Consider the following 19,309-nt stretch of genomic DNA (forward strand, 5'->3'; position numbering starts at 1 on the left):
AGATGCAGGGATTCACGCAAGCAGTTCATCATTTTTAAATTACGAACGGAGGAATTTCTTTGTCAACTCAATCCCAATCCATTACTGCCATGATCGATCATACGCTGCTGAAGGCGGATGCCGGACGCGCTGCCATTATCAAACTGGCGGAGGAAGCCAAGCAATACGGATTTGCTTCCGTATGCGTGAACCCAACCTGGGTCAAGACTGCTGCGGAGGTCCTGAAAGATTCTCCGGTTAAGGTCTGCACCGTAATTGGCTTCCCGCTGGGCGCCTCGGCGCCGGAAGTGAAGGCGTTTGAAGCATCCCACGCGATTGCCGAAGGCGCGGGTGAAGTCGATATGGTCATCAACATCGGCGCGCTTAAGGACGGCGACGACGGGCTGGTTCTTCGCGATATCGCCGGGGTGGTGCAGGCTGCAGCTGGCAAAGCGCTGGTGAAGGTCATTATCGAGACTTGCCTGCTCACCGAGGAGGAAATCGTGCGGGCCTGCAAGCTGTCCGTGGAAGCTGGAGCCGATTTCGTCAAAACATCGACCGGGTTCTCCACGGGCGGGGCGACCGTCGAAGCGGTGGAGCTGATGCGTAAGACGGTAGGTCCCAACGTTGGCGTGAAGGCGTCCGGCGGCGTGCGTACGCTGGCTGATGCCGAAGCGATGATCAAGGCGGGGGCAACGCGCCTTGGCACCAGTGCCGGTGTGGCCATCGCCCAAGGTCAAAGCGGCCAAAACGACTACTAAGATCAAGCGACATGAGAGAGAAACAGGGTGCTATTCCAGAGCGATTGTGGAAATAGTGCCCTTTTTTCATTTCATCCAAACTTTTTAGGTCCCCTTTCCGTTACAGGTACAGATGTCTCCCGCGGAAGGCATAACTCGATAAAATGTTCGGAAAAGAGGAAACGTATGATACAAATTGATCATTTATCCAAAAAATACACGCGCGGCGGTTTAGCGCTGGACGATGTCACTTTAACGCTAAACGAAGGGATGGTGGGTCTCCTCGGTCCCAACGGCGCCGGGAAATCATCGCTGATGCGGATCCTGGCCACACTGATGCCGCCCACTTCGGGTGAAGCGACGATCTTTGGCATCCCGCTGCGCCAGGCAGAGGAAATTCGCCGCATCATCGGATATTTGCCGCAGCAATTTCAAGTGTATCCGCAGCTTACCGGCGCGGAGTATCTGGATTATGTCGCGGTCATGAAGGGGATTACCGATAAGAAGAAGCGCAAGGCGGAGATCGAAGCGTTGTTGGAGCAAGTCAACCTGCAAGATAAGGCGCGAAAAAGAGTCCAAACCTACTCCGGCGGCATGAAACGCCGTCTTGGGATCGCCCAGGCGCTGCTTGGATCGCCGCGGGTGTTGATCGTCGACGAACCGACGGCCGGCCTGGATCCCGAGGAACGCGTGCGGTTCCGCAATCTGCTGACCCGCTTCAGTCTGGGGCGGATCGTCTTGCTGTCGACGCACATCGTGGCCGACATTGAGAGCAATTGCCGACAGATCGCCGTCCTGAATAAAGGTAAAGTGAAACTGTCCGGGGAACTGGCAGATCTGCAGCAATTCGGAAGCGGGAAGGTCTGGGAGGTTCGCCTTACCGACAGCCAATTTGCCCGGTTGGATCCGATGTCCGTCGTGTCCACGCAGCCGACCGAAGGCGGCCTGTTCTGCCGGATTATCAGCGAGTTGCCGCCGGAGGGGGCAAGCGAAGCCAAGCTGGCCTCGCCGACGCTGGAGGATGGCTACTTGGCTCTGCTCAGATCGGAGCGGATGGAAGGGGCGGCGTATGGATCATGAGTAAAGTAAGACGCCTGTTCCAATTTGAGCTTCGCCTGTTGTTTGGGAACCGTTGGCTGTTGGGAATCCTTGTGATCTTTGGGGGACTGCTGTTTTTGAATCTCAGAAATTTGCCAAACCAGGATAGCCTGTTCTTCCCACGGTCCTATACCAGCCTCACTCTACTGCACACGATGAGCCTGGGGTTGACGATGCTGCTAGGCGTACTGATGATCCGCCGGGATATTCGCCGAACCTCCTTTGAATGGAATGCGGCGTTGCCGGTGTCCTATGTTTCTAGAATTTCAGCCAAATACGTGGCGGGAGTGTTGTATTTTACGGTGTTCACGCTGCTGGCCGGTGCCATGTTTGCCTGGGTTTCCTCGCAGACGGGCGTAGCCTCCTCGATCACCTGGTACTATACGAGCTATTATATGCTCAGCTTTGAAGTGTCCTATCTCGTTACCTTGGCGCTGGCCATGCTGCTTGCGATTTGCATCGCGAATCGGGCTGTCTATTTGATCGCTTTTTGCGCCTGGATGTTTGGGACGTTCTTTCTGGATATTTTCCTGCTCGAACGCAACAGATGGTACGTGCTGCGTACGTTCCACCTCAATCAATTGTTTGTGACCGGGGACCCCGATGCTGAAACATGGGGGATTCGTCTCATCGCAGACGATCTGGCGATATCCCGCTGGTTTGTTCTGGCGTTTACGCTGCTGCTGTTAACAGCCGGTGTGTTCCTGCTGAATCGGCTGCGTCCCACGGCTTATCAGCGCAGAAATTGGGTAGCCGGGGGATTGGCTTTGGTGCTCGCAGCGGGAACTTTTTTCCCTTATCTGTCTGTTTGGAGCGAGCGGAATCGTGACTTCTATGCCAAGTTAAACGACCCGGCCGTCCTGTCCACGGGTGATGTCCAAAGACTGAAGGTGGAAACGATTCGGATCGACAAGTATGATATCGATCTCGAGCGGGAGCCGGATGATCGCTTAAGCATCAAGACGGTCATGGATATTCCTGCGGGGGAGTTAGCGGGACGCAGCGAGCTGGTGTTTACCTTAAATCGGACGTTCCATGTAGACCATGTCACGGTGAAGGGGGAAGCCGTTCCGTTTTCGCATGAAGGAGAGAAGTTGACGCTCAAGTTATCCGCCCCTCTGTCTGCCCATGACGCGGTTCAGGTCGAGATGGCCTACAGCGGGAAAGTGATGGATTACGTGGCCGAGAATTATACGGAAGGAGCGTATCTGGCTTTCGTCAAAGGAGAAAACGTTAGACTCCCGGGATATATCGCCTGGTATCCACTGCCGGGAGATTATCCGGTTTACGTTAAAAATACGAGCCAAAAGGCCATCAACATCGCATCAGATTTTGGCGGTTGGCTGCTGCCGTCCGCTGATTTTCGAATTACCGCGACCGGATTTGAGACCAAGCTCTACGGGAACCTGGAGCAGGTGGAGCAGACCGCGGAAGGACAAGTGTTTGAGGGCAACTCGTCGGCATTCGTGAAGTTATACGGCGGGGAGTTTGAGGAGGTGGCCAATCCGAAATTGCCGGTTCGGCTCGTGACCACCCCTTATAACGTGGGAAGAGCACAGAAGCTGCTGGAGACGTGGGCGAACGAGTACGCCTATTTTAAAAGCTGGGTTGAACCTTGGGAACCCAAGCTAGACCAGTTGCTTATGCTGCCGTTGGATGATAACCACTCGCCTGACTTGGAGAATAAGACCGGGTACTTGATCTGGCTGGTCACGGAACATGAGCAGTATACGAACATGCTGATGAATTCGATGCTGCTGGGCTCAAGCGAAGGAGAATACAACATTCTGGATGTATCAAAAGACGTGCGTCCGCAGATTCGGGCTTTGATGTGGTATATATATTTCCGGGAGCATAGAGACTTCACGGCAGAGGATCTGAAGCAAGGCGCCGGCGGCAGCCTGCTGTACAGTATAATGGAACCGAACGATGAGACCGACCCGAATCATCTTGGTTTGCAGATGGCAACGCAGGTGGCTCAAGCGCTGGATGAAGGGAAAAATAATCAGGTGAAACAGGTTCTAAACCATTTTTACGCCAAGGGGCTGGAAATCCCCCAAGTGGATGATCCTGAGGGACGGACGGGACCGATTCCGTATACCGAATGGGAACAAGTATGGAAGCAGGTGATGCATGATGATGCCGACGCCAACTAACGCTCAAAGCCGAAACAGCTGGTTCCGCGGATGGACCTTGGAGTTGAAGGTGCATAAGCAACCGATTACCTGGCTGACGCTGCTGATGTTTGTGCTTTATCTGCTTGGTATTTTGTTGGGGGATCCCGAACGGCCAAGAAATGTATACTACTTCTCGGAAATGGCCATGTTCTCGGTAGCGGTGCTCCTGCCTCTGCTCTTGTTCCAGCGGGACATTGGAGGCGGCATGGAGGTTCTCGCGACGTACCCCGTGTCTTTAGGACAGCTGGTTTTCCGAAAATGGCTGCTTTCACTTCTGCTGACAGTCGGGTTAGGGGTCATTCTGATGTCGGTCTATGCGTGGTTTTTCGGGGGGATATGGACCATCCGTCATCCTTGGAACGGCGCAGAGGCTATACCGAGGGCCGAGATGAGCGTCTACTCCCTGATCCTTCAGAACCTGCCGGCTTATGTGCTGCTTAACTCTTTAACGATAGTTGGAATCGTGCTGTTTCGCCGTATATACGGCGGCTTGGTGCTTGGCTTCGCCGTCTGGGTTATGGACTCCCTTAGTTTTGGCGATTGGCTGGGCCGTTGGACATTGTATGCGAGCTATTTAAAGAAGTCGTACTCCTTTCCACAAAATCGAATCGGCTTGTTGATCGCATCGCTGCTATTGCTTGCTTTTGCCGTTTGGTTGATGGGCAGGAGAGAACGCTGGATTAGCGCAGAAGAGGAATAACGCTCGCCTTACAGAGCCTACAGGGCAGGGCGTTTGATTGATATGGAACAACCTACTATAGAAATTAGGGGGAGGGGGAAAAACAATGATTTCGGACACGCTGTTGGCCGAGCGAATGGCTGCCGGCGATCAAGAAGCGTTCGAGCTGCTGGTAACGAGGTATCACGGGCCGCTGCTGTCCTATGTCACCAGTCAGCTCAAGGACCGGGGGAAAGCGGAGGATATCGTCCAGGAGACGTTTATCCGGCTGATTCGCCACCTGAAAAGGCATGGCGGTATGGAGCAGCTTCGCCCGTGGCTCTATAAAGTGGCGCTGAATTTGTGCCGAGATTATTGGCGCAGCGCGTCCTACCGTTCAGAGTACGCGGGGATCGACACGATTCCGGAGGATACCGATCCGTCACCAAGGGCGGAGGAATTGATCGAACGGCAGGAGACGGTACAGCAGCTGGCCGAGACGATGACGATGCTTCCGGAACTGCAGCAAGAGGTCGTGCGCATGCGCTTCTTCCATGATCTAAAACTGCAGGAAATCGCAGAGCTGCTGGGGTTGCCGCTGAGCTCCGTCAAGTCGCACCTTTATGGAGGATTGCGCAAGTTGAAGCGGGTGCTGTCCCGCTCAGCAGACTCGCCGTTATCGGTTTCAGACGATGAGGTCCCTAAAATTCATGGAAAAAAGGAAAGTGAGGTGCCGATGCATGGAACGATCCATTGATAAAGAGCTGGAGCAATTGGAGCGGGAGCTGTGCGAGCCGCTGCGGCAGGCGCTGCAGCCGGGACCAACTCCGTCGGAAACCGCGGCGCTGATTAAGGCGCTGCAGCCGGAATTCGCCGCCCTTCAAGCGCAAAATGCGGCGGCATCGCTGGATTTTAATGCTGAAGTGGAACCGCCCACCTTAGGTCGGTTGCTGCGGAGTCAATTTCGTTTGAACCGCCGTTCGTTGATGTTGACGGGGGCAGCTATCTTTTTGATGCTGGTATTTTTGGTGGATCCGCGTCATCCGCTGAGCAATGAGTTGCTGGGGGATCGGGTGCCGGGATTTTTCTCTCTGATTACCCCGCTGATGCTGATCGCCTCGATGCTATACAGTTATCGCAGCTGGGATCGCGGCATGCGCGCGATCGAGAGCGTGACCCCCTACCCGCCGGCGCTGGTCATATACAGCCGCATGCTGATGATCATGGCGATGGTCGTGGGCTGGGCGCTGATCAGCTCCATCATGGTGAGCATTCGTGTGGCGACGGTCGGCGAAGCGACATTGCCATTGATTCCTTTCTTGCTGGAATGGTTAGGGATTTCTCTGCTCATCGGAGGAGCGGCAATGTACGTGTTGTTTCGTTACGGACATAAGGCGGGGGTATGGACCGCAGTCGGCGTCTACCTTCTGTGGCTGGTTCTCTTCGACCAGATGGCTTCGATGAACCTAACGGCCGGGGCGGAAGCAGGTACTGTGATGAATGCAGCATGTCTGCTGGTTGGTGTTCTTCTGTTGTTCCGCTCATATTTTCGCAGTCAGAATCTGAGAACCGCTATCGGTCAGGATGGTGCTCAGCGATGATTCACATCGAAGGGCTGCGGGAACGCCCGATCGGCGGATTTATCCTGCAGATCGACCAATTGAAGTTGAGACCGGGGATCACCTTGCTGGTTGGGGTGAACGGAGCCGGAAAAACTACTCTGCTGGAGCTTTTGGCGACGGTAAATCTGCCGGATCAAGGAGAAATTCTCTATCAGGGGCGGTCGGCGCTGGCCGATCTGCCGCTGGTACGCAGTCAAATCGGATACGTGCCGTCCGAAGTTGAGCTGTATGAAAATATGACGCCGCACAAGCTGCTCAATTATTTGTCTGAGCTGAAGGGTGTTTTTCACTCGGAGCGAACGGAGGAGCTGCTTCGTGATTTTCGGTTGGAAGCTTATCGTGACACGAAGATCAAGCACTTATCCGGCGGCGTGCAGCGGCGGATCGCTCTGGCCCAGTCGCTGCTCGCTGCTCCGCGCTTCCTGTTTCTTGACGAGCCGCTGAACGGGATGGATACCGGAGAGCGGAAGATGGCGATCGCTTATTTGAACCGGTATGCCGAAGGACGAATGGTGATCGCGGCGGTGCATGAGCTGCGCGAATGGGAGGAAGCAGCGGATGATGTGCTGTGGCTGGATCAGGGAAAGGTTCGTTTTTACGGCGGAAAAACGTCCTGGATGGCAGATTTGCCCTACCGGGTATGGGAAGGGATGCTGACGCGCAAGCAATTTGATCAGTGCCCGGAGACCGGGTTGATTGAGTTTCGGGAAACGGCGGAAGGCATTTATGTCAAGCTGGTTGGGGAAGCCCCCTTGTTTCCAGAGCTCCGCGAAGGGGAGCCGACGTTCGAGGATGCTTATTTTATCCGGAAATATCAACGGGTTTAGCTCAAATTGAATAATTCATATAAAATTTATCGGATTTCCTATTTTCAAATCCCAAGAGATGTGAGAGAATATGAAAAAACATTCTCGATTTCTCATGATTTCGAAGATTTGAAGGAGGAATTATCCATGTCTGAAGAGCGTCAATATGCCCCAGAAACGCTGGCGATTCATGCCGGCCAGGAGATCGATCCCACTACATACTCCCGTGCGGTCCCGCTGTACCAGACGACGTCGTATGGTTTTCGCGATACCGAGCATGCGGCGAATCTGTTTGGTTTGAAGGAATTCGGCAACATTTACTCGCGGATCATGAACCCAACCAATGACGTGTTCGAGAAGCGTGTAGCTGCGCTAGAAGGCGGCGTCGGGGCATTGGCGACGGCCTCGGGTCAGGCAGCGATCACTTTCTCCATCTTAAATATTGCCGGGGCGGGTGACGAAATCGTCTCCTCGACCTCGTTGTACGGCGGCACCTATAATCTGTTTTCCACTACGCTGCCTAAGCTTGGCGTGCATGTGAAGTTCGTGGATTCCTCGAATCCGGAGAACTTCCGTGCAGCGATCACGGATAAGACGAAGGCGCTTTATGCGGAGACGATCGGCAATCCGAAGGGCGACGTGCTGGACATCGAAGCGGTCGCGGCGATTGCCCATGAGCACGGGATTCCGCTGATCGTCGACAATACGTTCCCGAGCCCGTATTTGCTGCGTCCGATCGACTTCGGGGCGGACATCGTTGTGCACTCGGCGACGAAGTTTATCGGCGGGCACGGCACTTCGATCGGCGGCATCATCGTCGACAGCGGGAAATTCGACTGGGCGGCCAGCGGGAAATTCCCGGGCTTGACCGAGCCGGATCCAAGCTATCATGGCGTTGTATATACGCAAGCTGTTGGTCCGCTTGCTTACATTATTAAGGCTCGCGTTCAATTGCAGCGCGATCTTGGTGCTTCGTTGTCGCCGTTTAATGCGTGGTTGCTGCTGCAAGGGCTGGAAACATTGCATCTGCGCGTGGAACGTCACAGCCAGAACGCCCTGAAGGTGGCGCAATATCTGGAATCGCATGAGCTGGTCGAATGGGTCAGCTATGCAGGACTGCCAAGCCACCCATCCTATGAACTGGCGCAAAAATACTTGCCGAAAGGACAAGGCGCGATCCTCACGTTTGAAATCCGCGGCGGCGTGGAAGCCGGTCGCAAGCTGATCAACAGCGTGAAGCTGTTCTCGCATCTGGCCAATGTCGGCGATTCGAAGTCGCTGATCATTCATCCGGCCAGCACAACGCACCAGCAGTTGACGGAAGCGGAGCAACTGGCCGCGGGCGTTACGCCGGGGCTAATCCGTTTGTCCGTAGGGACGGAGTCGATCGACGACATCCTGTACGATTTGGAGCAGGCGATTGCTGCGAGTCAGGCCTAATACGATGAATATAGAAGCCGCTGAACCGGAGTTTGTTGGTCCGATCAGCGGCTTTTTTTTCGTGTGTGGACAAGGGCTGCGCTGTGAATCTAAAATCGAGGTCGACAGGTGTTTACAAAATGGAAATATCGGCATACAATTAAGACAAAAGTTTCTCTAAACCAAAATTATTGTCCTAATTCAACAATGATTATCGTTCTCATTTGTGAGCTGCTCCGGGAAGATCCCGGGGCAGCTTGCGCCATTTTTAGGGGGTTAACAATAATATTCATTCTCATCTTGACCGCCTGTATAAGGAGGAGTTTATCATGGAAGTCGCCCATCGAAGAACCTTGCCGGAAGTGAATCAAACCGCCCATCAACCTAACCCGGGCGGGAAGCGGCGGTTGAATTGGAAGCGGCTCTTCAGCCACCGGGAGCTGCTGCTCGCGCTAGGCAGCGGCGGGTTGATGCTTACCGCATGGGTCTGGGGGATGCAGGGGATGATGCCTTGGATCTCCGTCGCGCTCTATATTGCCGCGTATGCGGTGGGGGGTTATGTGAAGGCACGGGAAGGCTTAATCACTTTAATCCAAGAGCGGGATTTGGATGTCAATTTGCTGATGATCGCGGCGGCGTTGGGTGCTGCCTCGATTGGCTATTGGAATGAAGGGGCGATGCTCATCTTCATCTTTGCGTTAAGCGGCGCTCTGGAGTCGTTCGCCAGTGAACAGAGCCAGAAGGACATCTCGGCGCTGATTGCGATGAAGCCGGAAACGGCGCTTCGCGTTGGCGAAGATGGGATGGAGCTGGTGCCGGTGGAGGCGCTGGCCGTGGGCGACCTGCTGCTGGTGAAGCCCGGGGAGGTGATCCCGGCAGACGGGGTCATTCGCACCGGAAGCTCTGCGGTGAATCAATCCGCCATCACCGGAGAATCGATCCCAGTGGATAAGCAGCCGGGAGACGGAGTGTATGCCGGAACGATCAATGGAGAAGGGGCGATTTATGTAGAGGTGTCCAGCCCGGCGGAAGGCACCTTGTTTGCTAAAATTATCACCCTCGTGGAGCAAGCTCAGCAGGAGGTGCCGGGAACGCAGCGGTTTATTCAGCGGCTGGAGGGCATTTACGCCAAGACCATTGTGGCGGCAACGCTGGGCCTAATCCTGCTCACCCCGTGGTTGCTTGGATGGAGCTGGTCGTTTGCTTTTTACAAGGCGATGGTGTTTCTTGTCGTGGCTTCCCCGTGCGCGATTGTGTCGTCGGTGATGCCGGCGATGCTCTCGGCGATGTCGAAGAGCGCCCGCAAAGGCGTGCTGTTCAAAGGCGCAGCTCATATGGACCACCTGGGCAGCGTTCGGGCCGTCGCGTTGGATAAAACCGGGACGCTGACGGAAGGCTCGCCGGTGGTCACCGGGCTGTACACCGTCGAAGGCATTGACCCGCGGGAGGTGCTGGCTGCCAGCGCTGCGGCAGAGAGCCTGTCGGAGCATCCGCTGGCTCAAGCGATCGTACGCAAAGCGCAAGCCGAAGGGCTGCCGATCGACGGGGCCGAGGCACTGCGGGCGCTTCCGGGCTGGGGCATCGAAGCGAAGGTCAGCGGCGCGATGTGGCGCATCGGCAAGGCGGACGCTGGCGACTCGCTGCTGCCAGGACCGCTGGCTGAGCAGCTTCGCGAGTGGATCGCCGAGGGGCACACCGTCTCCGTCATTCAACGGGACGGGGAATACATCGGCCTCATTGCGCTCCGCGACGAGGTGCGCCCGCAGGCCAAGGCGGCCATCGCCCGGCTGCACGAGCTGGGGATCGCCGTCGCGATGTTAACCGGCGACCGCAGCGTAACCGCCCATGCGCTGGCCAAGGAGATCGGCGTGGACCTCGTGTACGCCGATTTGCTCCCGCAGGAGAAGGTCGCGCATGTCAAGGCGCTGCGGGAGCGCTACGGCAGCGTCGCGATGGTTGGCGACGGCGTTAACGATGCGCCGGCACTCGCAGCCGCAAGCGTGGGCATCGCTATGGGCGGCGGCGGCAGCGGGGCCGCGCTGGACGTGGCCGATGTCGTGCTGATGAACGACAGCATCGAGCGGATTGCGGAGACGATCTCGCTTGCCCGGCGCGCTCGGCGGATCGTGAAGCAGAATCTGGCGTTTGCCGGTGCGGTGATTCTGATGCTGATCGTTAGCAACTTCGCAGCGGATATCCCTTTGCCGTTTGGTGTTGTGGGTCATGAAGGCAGTACGCTGTTGGTCATCTTGAACGGGCTGCGACTGCTTCGGTAACGATCTTCACCATTCCTTCATTTAACCTTCACCATACCTAACCATTACAAAGATTGACAGATCCCTGCAACCTTCACATAATTAGAATCAAGCCAATCTTATATCTATTATTTGAGATGAATCCATTTGAAAGGATTTGAGGATATGTACAAATCAATTATTATCGGAACCGGACCGGCCGGATTAACCGCTGCAATATATCTTGCTCGCGCGAACATGAATCCACTGGTGATTGAAGGCCCGCAGCCCGGCGGTCAATTAACAACTACAACGGAAGTCGAAAATTTCCCGGGGTTCCCGGATGGGATCATGGGCCCGGAATTGATGGATAATATGCGCAAGCAAGCCGAACGTTTTGGCGCTGAATTCCGCATGGGCTGGGTGAATAGTGTAGATTTGAGTCAACGTCCGTTTAAATTGCAGGTCGAAGGACTTGGTGAACTCGTGACTGAGACGTTGATCTTGTCGACCGGGGCTACGGCCAAATACCTGGGCATTCCGGGTGAAGAGTTGAACGTTGGACGCGGCGTAAGCACGTGCGCAACCTGTGATGGTTTCTTCTTCCGCAACAAGGAGATTATCGTCGTTGGCGGCGGCGACTCCGCCATGGAGGAAGCCAGCTTCCTGACCCGCTTTGCTACGAAAGTGACGGTGGTGCACCGCCGCGATGAGCTTCGCGCCTCGAAGATTATGCAGGATCGCGTCCGCAGCAACGAGAAAATCGAGCTGGCGCTCAACCGCACACCGCTTGAAGTTATCGCTGGGGAACAAGGGGTTACCGGCTTGAAAGTGCGCAACAACGCAACGGGCGAGGAAGAAATCATTCCTGCCAGCGGCGTATTCGTGGCGATTGGTCACCAACCGAACACTTCGTTCTTGGGCGGCCAAATCGAGCTGGATGCGAACGGGTACATCGTGGTGAAGCCAGGCACTTCCGAGACCAACGTTCCGGGCGTTTTCGCCTGCGGCGACGTCCAGGACAACCGCTACCGTCAAGCGATCACGGCTGCCGGAAGCGGCTGCATGGCAGCGATCGATTGCGAGAAATTTATCGAAAGCATGGAGCATGAGCAAGCGGCAGCTGCTGTAAAATAAGCAATAGCCAAACGGCGATACAGGAAGGGCCTGTATCGCCGTTTTCTTTTGCAGAGTTATAAAATGATTGCGCTTCCTAGATTAGATAAATAGTCCAGCAATCAGTTGGAATACGAAGTATCCCAACACTCCGCCGCCGATTAAGGCAAGGCCCGCCCGCTTGCGGCCCTGGAACAGTCGAAGTACACCGAGGCTCACCATAGGCGCCACAATCAACAGAAAAAACATGACAGCCAAAAATAATTCCACCGAAATATCCGAAATATTGACGATAGTCATCCAATCGATTCTCCGTTCCTATGGAAGTCTGAAAAATTATGCAATGACATTTATCACATTTTTATGTTTTTATTATACATAAGCCCAGCTTTCATTTGTAGAAGCTGATTGTGAATTTTAGGAAACAGATTTTCGTGGAAATCTCGAAGAAATCGACTTAAGGAAGTTGTCCAAATCCGGTTTTGCCTCGACAAAACTAGTAAGCTTTTGCAGGAATGGCTGTGTTACAATGGGCTTGATCGCAAGATTGGCAGCAATTGTTGAGGCAGCTTGACCGGAAGGTGAGGGAAGCCAGATGGGAAAGAAAATCGGGAGACTTTCAAGAGGTTGGCTCATAACCGGGGTGATCGGCGGTTTATTGCTGAGTGCTGAACCCCTCGCATGGATTACAGTCCCGGTGCAAGCGGCAGCGGAGCCGGCGACGGTCACCACGACCAAGCAATTGCAGGCGAAGCTGGCGCAAGGGATGGAGGCGCGGAACCCAACGATTACCTTGAAATATAAGGGGTCGACCAATAATTTGGAGAAACAGCTGAAGCAAGCGGTGAACGATGCGCTGGAAGCTGATCCGTACACGAAATATATCGTGGATCGTTACGTCTACTCCTGGCGCGGCACGACGAGCTCGGCCAAAATCACCCTGCAGGTGCATTACCGTGAAACCGCTGAGCAAACGGCTTACGTCCGCCAAAGGGTGAAGAACATCCTGAAGCAGCTGATCCAACCGGGAATGAACAACCATCAGAAAATCAAAGCGATTCATGATTATGTTGTGTTGAACTTGAAGTACGATACCGATCTACAGAAATATACCGCTTATGAAGGGCTCAAAACCGGGGAAGCGGTATGTCAGGGCTACGCCTTGTTGACTTACGAGTTGCTGAAGGAAGCCGGGATTGAGAACCGACTAGTCGAAGGGACAGCGGGGGGCCAGCTGCATGCATGGAACCTCGTGCGTCTCGACAACCGCTGGTACCATTTGGACACGACCTGGGACGACCCGGTTCCTGATGTGCCTAAGCGTGTGAATTATACGTATTACTTGCGAACCGATGAGCAGATGAGGCAGGATCATGTCTGGAAGGCGGCCGATTATCCTCGGGCATCCGTTCCTTATATTCAAACCTTGCAGGCGTTAATTGAGGCTGGCGGGGAGAAAAAGCACACTTATCTCGCCCTGAAGACCGCGCTGGGGTATGACTTATATGATGCCGATGCAGCCGTGTCCAATGCCAAAGGAATCGCGGAGCGAGTGAAGGCCGGGATGAAGGAAGGAAAAGCGACAGTGACCGTGCGTTACGCCGGTTCGGATGAGCAGCTGCTGGAGGACTTGACCAGGCTGTACAACTTGGGCATCCGCAATATCCGCTACCTGATGCAGCCTTTGGACGGAACGGATGATTTGCGGGTGGAGATTCATTGGGAATAAGTTTGGATAAAAAAATAACGAGCAAGGATCACAGACATCTCCTGTCGGGTGATCCTTGCTCGTTTTGTTATCTTTACTTGCTGCCCCCGCGGTCGCGGCCCGCCATCTGCTGCCAGACGGTTCCGGCGGCTTGCTCGCCGGACTCGATCCGCTCGACGGCCATGCGCGCTTGCAGACCGACCTCGAACTCAGGGTCGTCCACCGCTGCGCGCAGCGCCTCCAAGGCATCATCCGTGCCGACCTCGTATAGGAAGCGGGCCGCGCGCCAGCGGACCAGCTTGCTGCTGTCCGACAGCGCGGCGATCATCGGCCTTGTGGCTGCCGGATCGCCGATGTCGGACAGCGTGTCGCCGGCGGTGCGCCGCACGGCGGCGGAAGAGTCGCGCAGCGCCTCATACAGCAGCTCCATCGCCTCCGGCGTCCGCAGATCGCCGAGATACACGACGGCGAGCCGGCGGAGCTGCATTTGCGGATCGCGCAGCGCCTCCGCCAGCAACGGCAACGCCTCTTCGGTTGGCTGCTGCAGCGACTCCAGCGCGGCGTAGCGCACGCGCCAATCCGGGTCCTTCATCCGCTCGCGGATTTCGTCCAGGCTCAGCGCGCGCCGCTGCTCGACGAACTCCTTCTCGCTGCGGCCGTGGGCGATGGCTTGCTCGACGATGCCTTTCAGCCGCTCCGGCGGAAAGGCCGCCTCCAGCTCCTGCTCGATCTCGCGGGCGATGTCCGGCAGCTCGCCGTAGCGCACGCCGTAGTCCACGAGCTTGCGCTCCTTGATCAGCGTGGCGCTGGCCACCTCAGTGACGGCGTTCACGAACCGCTCGGACAACGAGATCCGTTCCTCTTGGTTCCCCGCCTTCACCCGAATTTGCATCGGGATGCCCCGGAAGAACTGCACGAATACCTGGGCTTCCCCAAATCCCGAGGCTTCCCCGCTCTCCGGAGTCCAGGCTGATTCGACGCCTTCCTGTCCGAACTGCTTCTGCACTTCGGACAAGATCGCTGCCCAATCAGCGCTGCCTTTCCGATCCAAAGCGACAAAATCAGCGGTGTGGAATACGCTTTTGACCCCAGGGATCTGCAGCAATCCGCGAATCCAAGCAGGGGCGGAGCGTTCGTTGTCCCGTGTATATGTTTTCCGAATCCCCGGCTCCAGGCTTTCATCCAAATGGAGTTTCATCGTATTTGGGCTGGGGGTCGGTTCGATAAAGACGATCTTCATAGATCATCACGACTCCTTTCTATTAGGTAAGGACTTAATCCAATCCTTGATGGTTTAATTTTAAACTTTTCGTGTCTATTGTACCTCAATGCGGCCTATTGCCCAACCCTTACAGGAATAAAAAGGAACATCCGCGACACACTAAATGGGCAAGGAGGCGAAGGCATGTTCCGAAAACAAGAGCGAACTCTGGCGATCGTATGTCTCATCGTGGCAGTGATCATGTTGTATGCCTTTATCAAAAGCGTGATTCGCTTCCTCCATTACTTCTCTTGAAGGAGCTTCGTTATGACACATCTTGACCCGGTCACGTTAAGCCGGATGCTTACCGGGCTGACCTTGTTTGTACATATCATCTTTGCATCGATTGGCGTGGGCGTACCGCTGATGATCGCACTGGCGGAGTGGCGGGGCATTCGCGCGAACGATCCGCATTATACGATGCTGGCTCGTCGCTGGGCTCGCGGCTTCGTCATCTCCGTGGCGATTGGAGTTGTGACCGGTACGTCTATCGGCTTGCAGCTAAGCCTGCTTTGGCCTACCTTTATGCGCGTCGCCGGGCAGGCGATTGCGCTGCCGTTGTTTATGGAGACCTTCGCCTTTTTTGTGGAGGCGATTTTCCTGGGAATCTACCTATATACATGGGATCGTTTCAAAAATAAAGGGCTGCACCTGCTCCTGTTGATTCCGGTCGCCATCGGTTCTTCCGCCTCCGCCTTCTTCATCACCACGCTGAACGCCTTCATGAACACCCCGCAGGGATTCACCCTCAAAAATGGGGTCATCGCCGACTTCCGTCCGCTGGTCGCGATGTTTAACCCGGCCACGCCAACCAAGGTATCCCATGTCCTGGCTTCTTCGTATACGGCCAGTGCGGGAATTCTGGCAGGCATCGCGGCGTTTAGTTTGCTGCGCGGCCGGGATCACGTTTATTTCAAAAAGGCGCTGAAGCTGACCGTCATGTCTGCCTTCGTATTTGCTCTGGCGACGGCGGTGATCGGGGATTTCTCCGGCAAGTTTCTGGCTAAGTACCAGCCGGAGAAGCTGGCGGCCGCGGAATGGCATTTTGAAACGATGGAACGGGCACCGCTGATTTATGGCGGCGTCCTGGATGAAGCGGGAAATGTCAAATACGCGCTGAAAATCCCGTATGCGCTTAGCATCCTTGCCGGTAACTCGCCAAATACCCGGGTCATCGGGTTAGAGGAGTTCCCGGAGGATGAGCGTCCGCCTTTGCTGATTCATTATATGTTTGACCTTAAGGTCACGATCGGGGCGCTGCTCGTGCTGATTCCGTTCCTGTATTTGCTGCGACGCTACTTGCCCGGCGGCAAAACGAAGGTTCCGGTCTGGCTGCTGATCGGCATTCTGGCGCTGGGACCGCTGGCGATGGTTGCCATCGAGCTCGGCTGGATGTTCGCCGAGTTTGGCCGTCAGCCGTGGATCATCCGGGGGTACATGAAGGTGGGGGAAGCCGCCACCACCTCGGAAAGCGTTGGTCCGATGCTGCTGATGTTTGCGGTGCTGTATCTGGTTCTGTGCCTTTCCTGCGTTTACGTATTATCCCGGATGTTCCGCAACAAGGATGTGCTTACCGAGCTGCGGCAAGCTGGGCTTGAGGGAGGAGACGCGAAATGAGCTATGAGCTGGTCGGCATTACGGTGTTATGGACGTTTCTGTTTGGTTATTTGATCGTCGCTTCCGTTGATTTTGGGGCCGGATTTTTCAGCTATTACAGCGTGATCACCGGCCACGAAAACAAAATCCACGACATTATTCAACGGTACCTGTCACCGGTGTGGGAAGTGACCAACGTGTTTTTGATCTTTTTCGTCGTTGGGTTGGTCGGGTTCTTTCCGGATTCCGCTTACTATTACGGCACGGCGCTGCTCATTCCCGGCAGCTTGGTGACCGTGCTGCTCGCCTTGCGAGGCGCTTATTACGCGTATAACACCTATGGCGCGAGCCAAGCGAACAACAAAACGTATATGGCGATCTACGGGGCGACGGGTTTGCTGATTCCGGCGGCCCTTTCGACGATCTTGGCGATTTCGGAAGGCGGGATTATCGGCGAGCGCGACGGGAAGGTTGTGTTGGATTGGGCCGCCTTCTTCGCCAATCCGTACACCTGGTCGGTCATTCTGCTGGCGCTGGTGTCGGTGCTGTATATTTCGGCGATGTTTCTTGCTTTTTATGCCGATAAAGCGGAGGATCAGCGGGCTTTCGGAGTCCTGCGCGGGTATGCTTTGCTGTGGAGCGGGCCGACGATTCTCGCCTGTGTATTCGCCTTTTTTCAGATCAATCGGCAAAATCCGGAGCATTTCGCACATATGTTAGATATGGCGTGGATGTTTATCGCGTCTCTGATTTGTTATCTGGGGGCCGTCTTCTTGATGTGGAAAAAACGGCGGCTCGGCTGGTCCTTCCTGCTGGTCATGCTGCAGTTCGGGTTCGCTTGGTACGGCTATGGCCGCAGCCACCTTCCCTATATTCTCTATAAGCAGGTGAGTATCTATGAGAGCTTTACGAACGAGACGATGGCTGTCGCTTTAATCACCGCATTTGTCGCGGGATTGTGTATTCTCATTCCTTCCTTGTTTTTGCTGATGCGGTTATTTTTGTTTGATGCCAAATATGTAAGAGGCAATTCGCCGGGGAAAGGGTGAAGGGAATGGAATGGTTTATGATGATGATCGCGCCGGAGTTGGTGGTCGCTGGGGCGGTTCTTTTCTTATTTCTCTATGCCTGGAAATATAAGGATCGGGTCGATTGACCCATAAAATTTGGGTTTAGGCCGGGGATTGGTCTAGAATGAATGATAGAGAGAGCGAAAGTAATGCGGAGAGGAGTCACTGGAGCGATGCCAAGAAGAATGCGCTACAACAACCTCGATAATGTCAGCACCGACAAAACGTTAAAGCAATTTAAGCAGCTTCGGGAAGAACGGCGCAGAAAAAAGAAGGACTATTCCTTCCTGATTCCCAATAAGCCGCCGGAGCTCGATTATTTGCAGGCGAACCGGGAAGAGAGCACGATTACGTGGATCGGTCATTCGACGTTTCTGATCCAATATCAAGGGTTGAATATCGTTACCGATCCCGTCTGGGCGATGCGGATGGGATTTCAACGCCGGCTCACCGAGCCGGGGATCCCCATTCATCAACTGCCGCCCATCGATGTGATCCTGATATCTCATTCCCATTATGATCATATGCATTTTGCTTCGATTCGTCGGATTTATCACAAAGATACGACTATCATTGTCCCAGTTGGTCTGGGGCGGAAAATGTGGCGGAAAGGGTTCTACAACGTCCATGAAATGAACTGGTGGGAACGGATAAGGATTGGGGAGGTAGACATCTCCTTTGTCCCGACTCAGCACTGGACGCGCCGCACGCCATTTGATACGAATACGTCTCATTGGGGCGGCTACGTCCTGGAGCCGGTGCCAAGCGAGGCGGAGAAGAAACCGCCGGTCATTTATTTTGCCGGAGACAGCGGTTATTTCCGCGGATTTGCCGAAATCGGCGAACGCTATCAGATCGATGTGGCGTTGCTGCCGATCGGCGCTTATGAGCCGGAATGGTTCATGACCAGCCAGCATACGACGCCGGAGGAGGCGCTGCAAGCGTTCGTTGACGTCAAGGCGAAGCTGATGATTCCGATGCATTACGGCACCTTCCGGCTCGCCGATGATACCGCGCAGGAGGCGCTGGACCGTCTGGAGAAGGAGCGGGTCCGCCTAGGCTTCTCCGAGGAGACGATTCGACTGCTGCATCACGGGGAAACGCTGCGATTGCCAGAGGAGTAACAGGCTGCTCTAGCTGCTTTACACGCGAACAGCAAAATGCTCCATCAGATTCCGTAAACTGAGCTTGGCGGTGTTAGGCAGCACGATGTCGGCTTTTGGGAACTGCTTGGCATCGCCGATGGCGACAGCGAACATGCCTGCCGCCTTAATCGCGTCGACGCCGGATACAGCGTCTTCCACGCCGATGCAAGCCGACGGCTCGACCTGAAGCTGGGCGGCCGCAGTCAGGAAAATCTCCGGATCCGGCTTATTGTTCTTTAAGCGGGTGACGTCCACAATCACATCAAACCAGCTGGTCACGCCCAGTCCGTCCAAGACGGTTTGGGCGTTTTTGCTGGCGGAAGCGATCCCGGTCTTGATCCCGGCCTCCCGCAGTTCGGTGAGGAATTCCGAAATTCCCGGCAAAAGGTCGGCTGGGGTGATTTTTTCGATTAACTTGACGTAAAGGTTGTTCTTGCGTGTTGCCAGTTCCTCCATCTCCACATCGCTGTATTGAACAGGAGTTGTTGCTTGGCTGAGCAACAGCTTCAACGAATCAAGGCGGGATACGCCCTTCAGGTTTTCATTAAACTCGCGTGTAAAGGGAATGTTCAACTCTTCGGCAATGGCTTTCCACGCTTGGTAGTGATACTCGGCGGTGTCCGTAATGACGCCGTCCAAATCAAAGATGACTGCTTGCAAAGATTTCATTTTAACCGCTC

The 19,309-nt window shown here is 55.0% G+C and carries 18 protein-coding genes; 15 read left to right on the forward strand and 3 right to left on the reverse strand.

Going from position 1 to position 19,309, the window contains the following annotated elements; genetic code table 11:
• Positions 1-89 precede the first annotated feature (89 nt).
• The 10 genes from deoC (at position 90) to trxB (ending at position 11,870) form a co-directional block, all read left to right on the forward strand.
• Entirely contained in the window at positions 90-740 is a 651-nt protein-coding gene (gene deoC, locus M891_RS0111795) for a deoxyribose-phosphate aldolase (RefSeq protein WP_036624469.1), read from the forward strand.
• 165 nt (positions 741-905) lie between these two features.
• Positions 906-1,799: an ABC transporter ATP-binding protein gene (locus M891_RS0111800; RefSeq protein WP_016310811.1), complete on the forward strand. Its 894-nt coding sequence runs from the start codon at positions 906-908 to the stop codon at positions 1,797-1,799.
• Positions 1,796-3,973, forward strand: a complete 2,178-nt coding sequence (locus M891_RS0111805) for an ABC transporter permease/M1 family aminopeptidase (protein ID WP_028538980.1) — start codon at positions 1,796-1,798, stop codon at positions 3,971-3,973. Before M891_RS0111800 ends, M891_RS0111805 begins: the two co-directional genes overlap by 4 nt.
• Complete coding sequence (locus tag M891_RS0111810) at positions 3,957-4,694, forward strand: hypothetical protein (protein ID WP_157268800.1); 738 nt, start codon at positions 3,957-3,959, stop codon at positions 4,692-4,694. Before M891_RS0111805 ends, M891_RS0111810 begins: the two co-directional genes overlap by 17 nt.
• Before the next feature lie 85 nt (positions 4,695-4,779).
• Positions 4,780-5,409, forward strand: a complete 630-nt coding sequence (locus M891_RS23805) for an RNA polymerase sigma factor (RefSeq protein WP_051416957.1) — start codon at positions 4,780-4,782, stop codon at positions 5,407-5,409.
• On the forward strand, positions 5,393-6,253 hold the full coding sequence (locus tag M891_RS0111820; RefSeq protein ID WP_028538982.1) for a membrane protein: 861 nt from the start codon (positions 5,393-5,395) through the stop codon (positions 6,251-6,253). Before M891_RS23805 ends, M891_RS0111820 begins: the two co-directional genes overlap by 17 nt.
• Positions 6,250-7,101: an ATP-binding cassette domain-containing protein gene (locus tag M891_RS0111825; protein ID WP_028538983.1), complete on the forward strand. Its 852-nt coding sequence runs from the start codon at positions 6,250-6,252 to the stop codon at positions 7,099-7,101. Before M891_RS0111820 ends, M891_RS0111825 begins: the two co-directional genes overlap by 4 nt.
• A 126-nt stretch (positions 7,102-7,227) precedes the next feature.
• Positions 7,228-8,520 (forward strand): homocysteine synthase, encoded by a 1,293-nt coding sequence (locus M891_RS0111830; RefSeq protein ID WP_028538984.1) that lies wholly within the window; start codon positions 7,228-7,230, stop codon positions 8,518-8,520.
• Positions 8,521-8,828: 308 nt separating this feature from the next.
• On the forward strand, positions 8,829-10,775 hold the full coding sequence (locus M891_RS0111835) for a heavy metal translocating P-type ATPase (RefSeq protein ID WP_028538985.1): 1,947 nt from the start codon (positions 8,829-8,831) through the stop codon (positions 10,773-10,775).
• Between the two features lie 144 nt (positions 10,776-10,919).
• Positions 10,920-11,870 carry a thioredoxin-disulfide reductase gene (gene trxB / locus M891_RS0111840; protein WP_028538986.1) on the forward strand — a complete coding sequence of 317 codons (951 nt, stop codon included), beginning with the start codon at positions 10,920-10,922 and terminating at the stop codon, positions 11,868-11,870.
• An 81-nt stretch (positions 11,871-11,951) separates the two neighbouring features.
• Here trxB and M891_RS0111845 read toward each other — a convergent pair whose 3' ends face one another.
• Positions 11,952-12,149, reverse strand: a complete 198-nt coding sequence (locus tag M891_RS0111845; RefSeq protein WP_016310820.1) for a hypothetical protein — start codon at positions 12,147-12,149, stop codon at positions 11,952-11,954.
• Positions 12,150-12,444: 295 nt separating this feature from the next.
• On the opposite strand from M891_RS0111845, the gene M891_RS0111850 reads away from it, so the two are divergent.
• Positions 12,445-13,578, forward strand: coding sequence for a transglutaminase domain-containing protein (locus M891_RS0111850; protein ID WP_028538987.1), 1,134 nt, complete (start codon positions 12,445-12,447; stop codon positions 13,576-13,578).
• Positions 13,579-13,651: 73 nt separating this feature from the next.
• On the opposite strand, the gene M891_RS0111855 is transcribed toward M891_RS0111850, so the two are convergent.
• Positions 13,652-14,797 carry a virulence factor gene (locus M891_RS0111855; protein WP_028538988.1) on the reverse strand — a complete coding sequence of 382 codons (1,146 nt, stop codon included), beginning with the start codon at positions 14,795-14,797 and terminating at the stop codon, positions 13,652-13,654.
• Positions 14,798-15,085: 288 nt separating this feature from the next.
• Between M891_RS0111855 and M891_RS0111865 the strand changes: the two genes are divergently transcribed.
• The 4 genes from M891_RS0111865 to M891_RS0111880 all read left to right on the forward strand — a co-directional run bounded on the left by M891_RS0111865 (position 15,086) and on the right by M891_RS0111880 (position 18,608).
• A complete protein-coding gene (locus M891_RS0111865) occupies positions 15,086-16,435 on the forward strand; it encodes a cytochrome ubiquinol oxidase subunit I (RefSeq protein ID WP_028538989.1) in 1,350 nt (449 codons plus the stop codon).
• Entirely contained in the window at positions 16,432-17,463 is a 1,032-nt protein-coding gene (locus M891_RS0111870; protein WP_028538990.1) for a cytochrome d ubiquinol oxidase subunit II, read from the forward strand. The genes M891_RS0111865 and M891_RS0111870 overlap by 4 nt, the downstream gene beginning before the upstream one ends.
• A 5-nt stretch (positions 17,464-17,468) precedes the next feature.
• Entirely contained in the window at positions 17,469-17,570 is a 102-nt protein-coding gene (gene cydS / locus M891_RS26150; RefSeq protein WP_016310826.1) for a cytochrome bd oxidase small subunit CydS, read from the forward strand.
• A gap of 87 nt (positions 17,571-17,657) precedes the next feature.
• Positions 17,658-18,608: an MBL fold metallo-hydrolase gene (locus M891_RS0111880; protein WP_028538991.1), complete on the forward strand. Its 951-nt coding sequence runs from the start codon at positions 17,658-17,660 to the stop codon at positions 18,606-18,608.
• Between the two features lie 18 nt (positions 18,609-18,626).
• On the opposite strand, the gene pgmB is transcribed toward M891_RS0111880, so the two are convergent.
• Entirely contained in the window at positions 18,627-19,298 is a 672-nt protein-coding gene (pgmB, locus tag M891_RS0111885; RefSeq protein WP_028538992.1) for a beta-phosphoglucomutase, read from the reverse strand.
• Between the last annotated feature and the right edge of the window lie 11 nt (positions 19,299-19,309).

Source organism: Paenibacillus sp. J14, assembly GCF_000518465.1.
GTDB classification, from domain to species: Bacteria; Bacillota; Bacilli; order Paenibacillales; family Paenibacillaceae; genus Fontibacillus; species Fontibacillus barengoltzii.

Bases quoted from the DNA above. Each gene is read 5' to 3' on its own strand.
- M891_RS0111830 (WP_028538984.1), top strand. From the start codon at position 7,228: ATGTCTGAAGAGCGTCAATATGCCCCAGAAACGCTGGCGATTCATGCC.
- M891_RS23805 (WP_051416957.1), top strand. From the start codon at position 4,780: ATGATTTCGGACACGCTGTTGGCCGAGCGAATGGCTGCCGGCGATCAA.
- M891_RS0111870 (WP_028538990.1), top strand. From the start codon at position 16,432: ATGAGCTATGAGCTGGTCGGCATTACGGTGTTATGGACGTTTCTGTTT.
- deoC (WP_036624469.1), top strand. From the start codon at position 90: ATGATCGATCATACGCTGCTGAAGGCGGATGCCGGACGCGCTGCCATT.
- M891_RS0111835 (WP_028538985.1), top strand. From the start codon at position 8,829: ATGGAAGTCGCCCATCGAAGAACCTTGCCGGAAGTGAATCAAACCGCC.
- M891_RS0111850 (WP_028538987.1), top strand. From the start codon at position 12,445: ATGGGAAAGAAAATCGGGAGACTTTCAAGAGGTTGGCTCATAACCGGG.
- M891_RS0111820 (WP_028538982.1), top strand. From the start codon at position 5,393: ATGGAACGATCCATTGATAAAGAGCTGGAGCAATTGGAGCGGGAGCTG.
- pgmB (WP_028538992.1), bottom strand. From the start codon at position 19,298: ATGAAATCTTTGCAAGCAGTCATCTTTGATTTGGACGGCGTCATTACG.
- M891_RS0111810 (WP_157268800.1), top strand. From the start codon at position 3,957: ATGCCGACGCCAACTAACGCTCAAAGCCGAAACAGCTGGTTCCGCGGA.
- M891_RS0111880 (WP_028538991.1), top strand. From the start codon at position 17,658: ATGCCAAGAAGAATGCGCTACAACAACCTCGATAATGTCAGCACCGAC.
- M891_RS0111825 (WP_028538983.1), top strand. From the start codon at position 6,250: ATGATTCACATCGAAGGGCTGCGGGAACGCCCGATCGGCGGATTTATC.
- M891_RS0111845 (WP_016310820.1), bottom strand. From the start codon at position 12,149: ATGACTATCGTCAATATTTCGGATATTTCGGTGGAATTATTTTTGGCT.
- trxB (WP_028538986.1), top strand. From the start codon at position 10,920: ATGTACAAATCAATTATTATCGGAACCGGACCGGCCGGATTAACCGCT.
- M891_RS0111805 (WP_028538980.1), top strand. From the start codon at position 1,796: ATGAGTAAAGTAAGACGCCTGTTCCAATTTGAGCTTCGCCTGTTGTTT.
- M891_RS0111855 (WP_028538988.1), bottom strand. From the start codon at position 14,797: ATGAAGATCGTCTTTATCGAACCGACCCCCAGCCCAAATACGATGAAA.
- cydS (WP_016310826.1), top strand. From the start codon at position 17,469: ATGGAATGGTTTATGATGATGATCGCGCCGGAGTTGGTGGTCGCTGGG.
- M891_RS0111800 (WP_016310811.1), top strand. From the start codon at position 906: ATGATACAAATTGATCATTTATCCAAAAAATACACGCGCGGCGGTTTA.
- M891_RS0111865 (WP_028538989.1), top strand. From the start codon at position 15,086: ATGACACATCTTGACCCGGTCACGTTAAGCCGGATGCTTACCGGGCTG.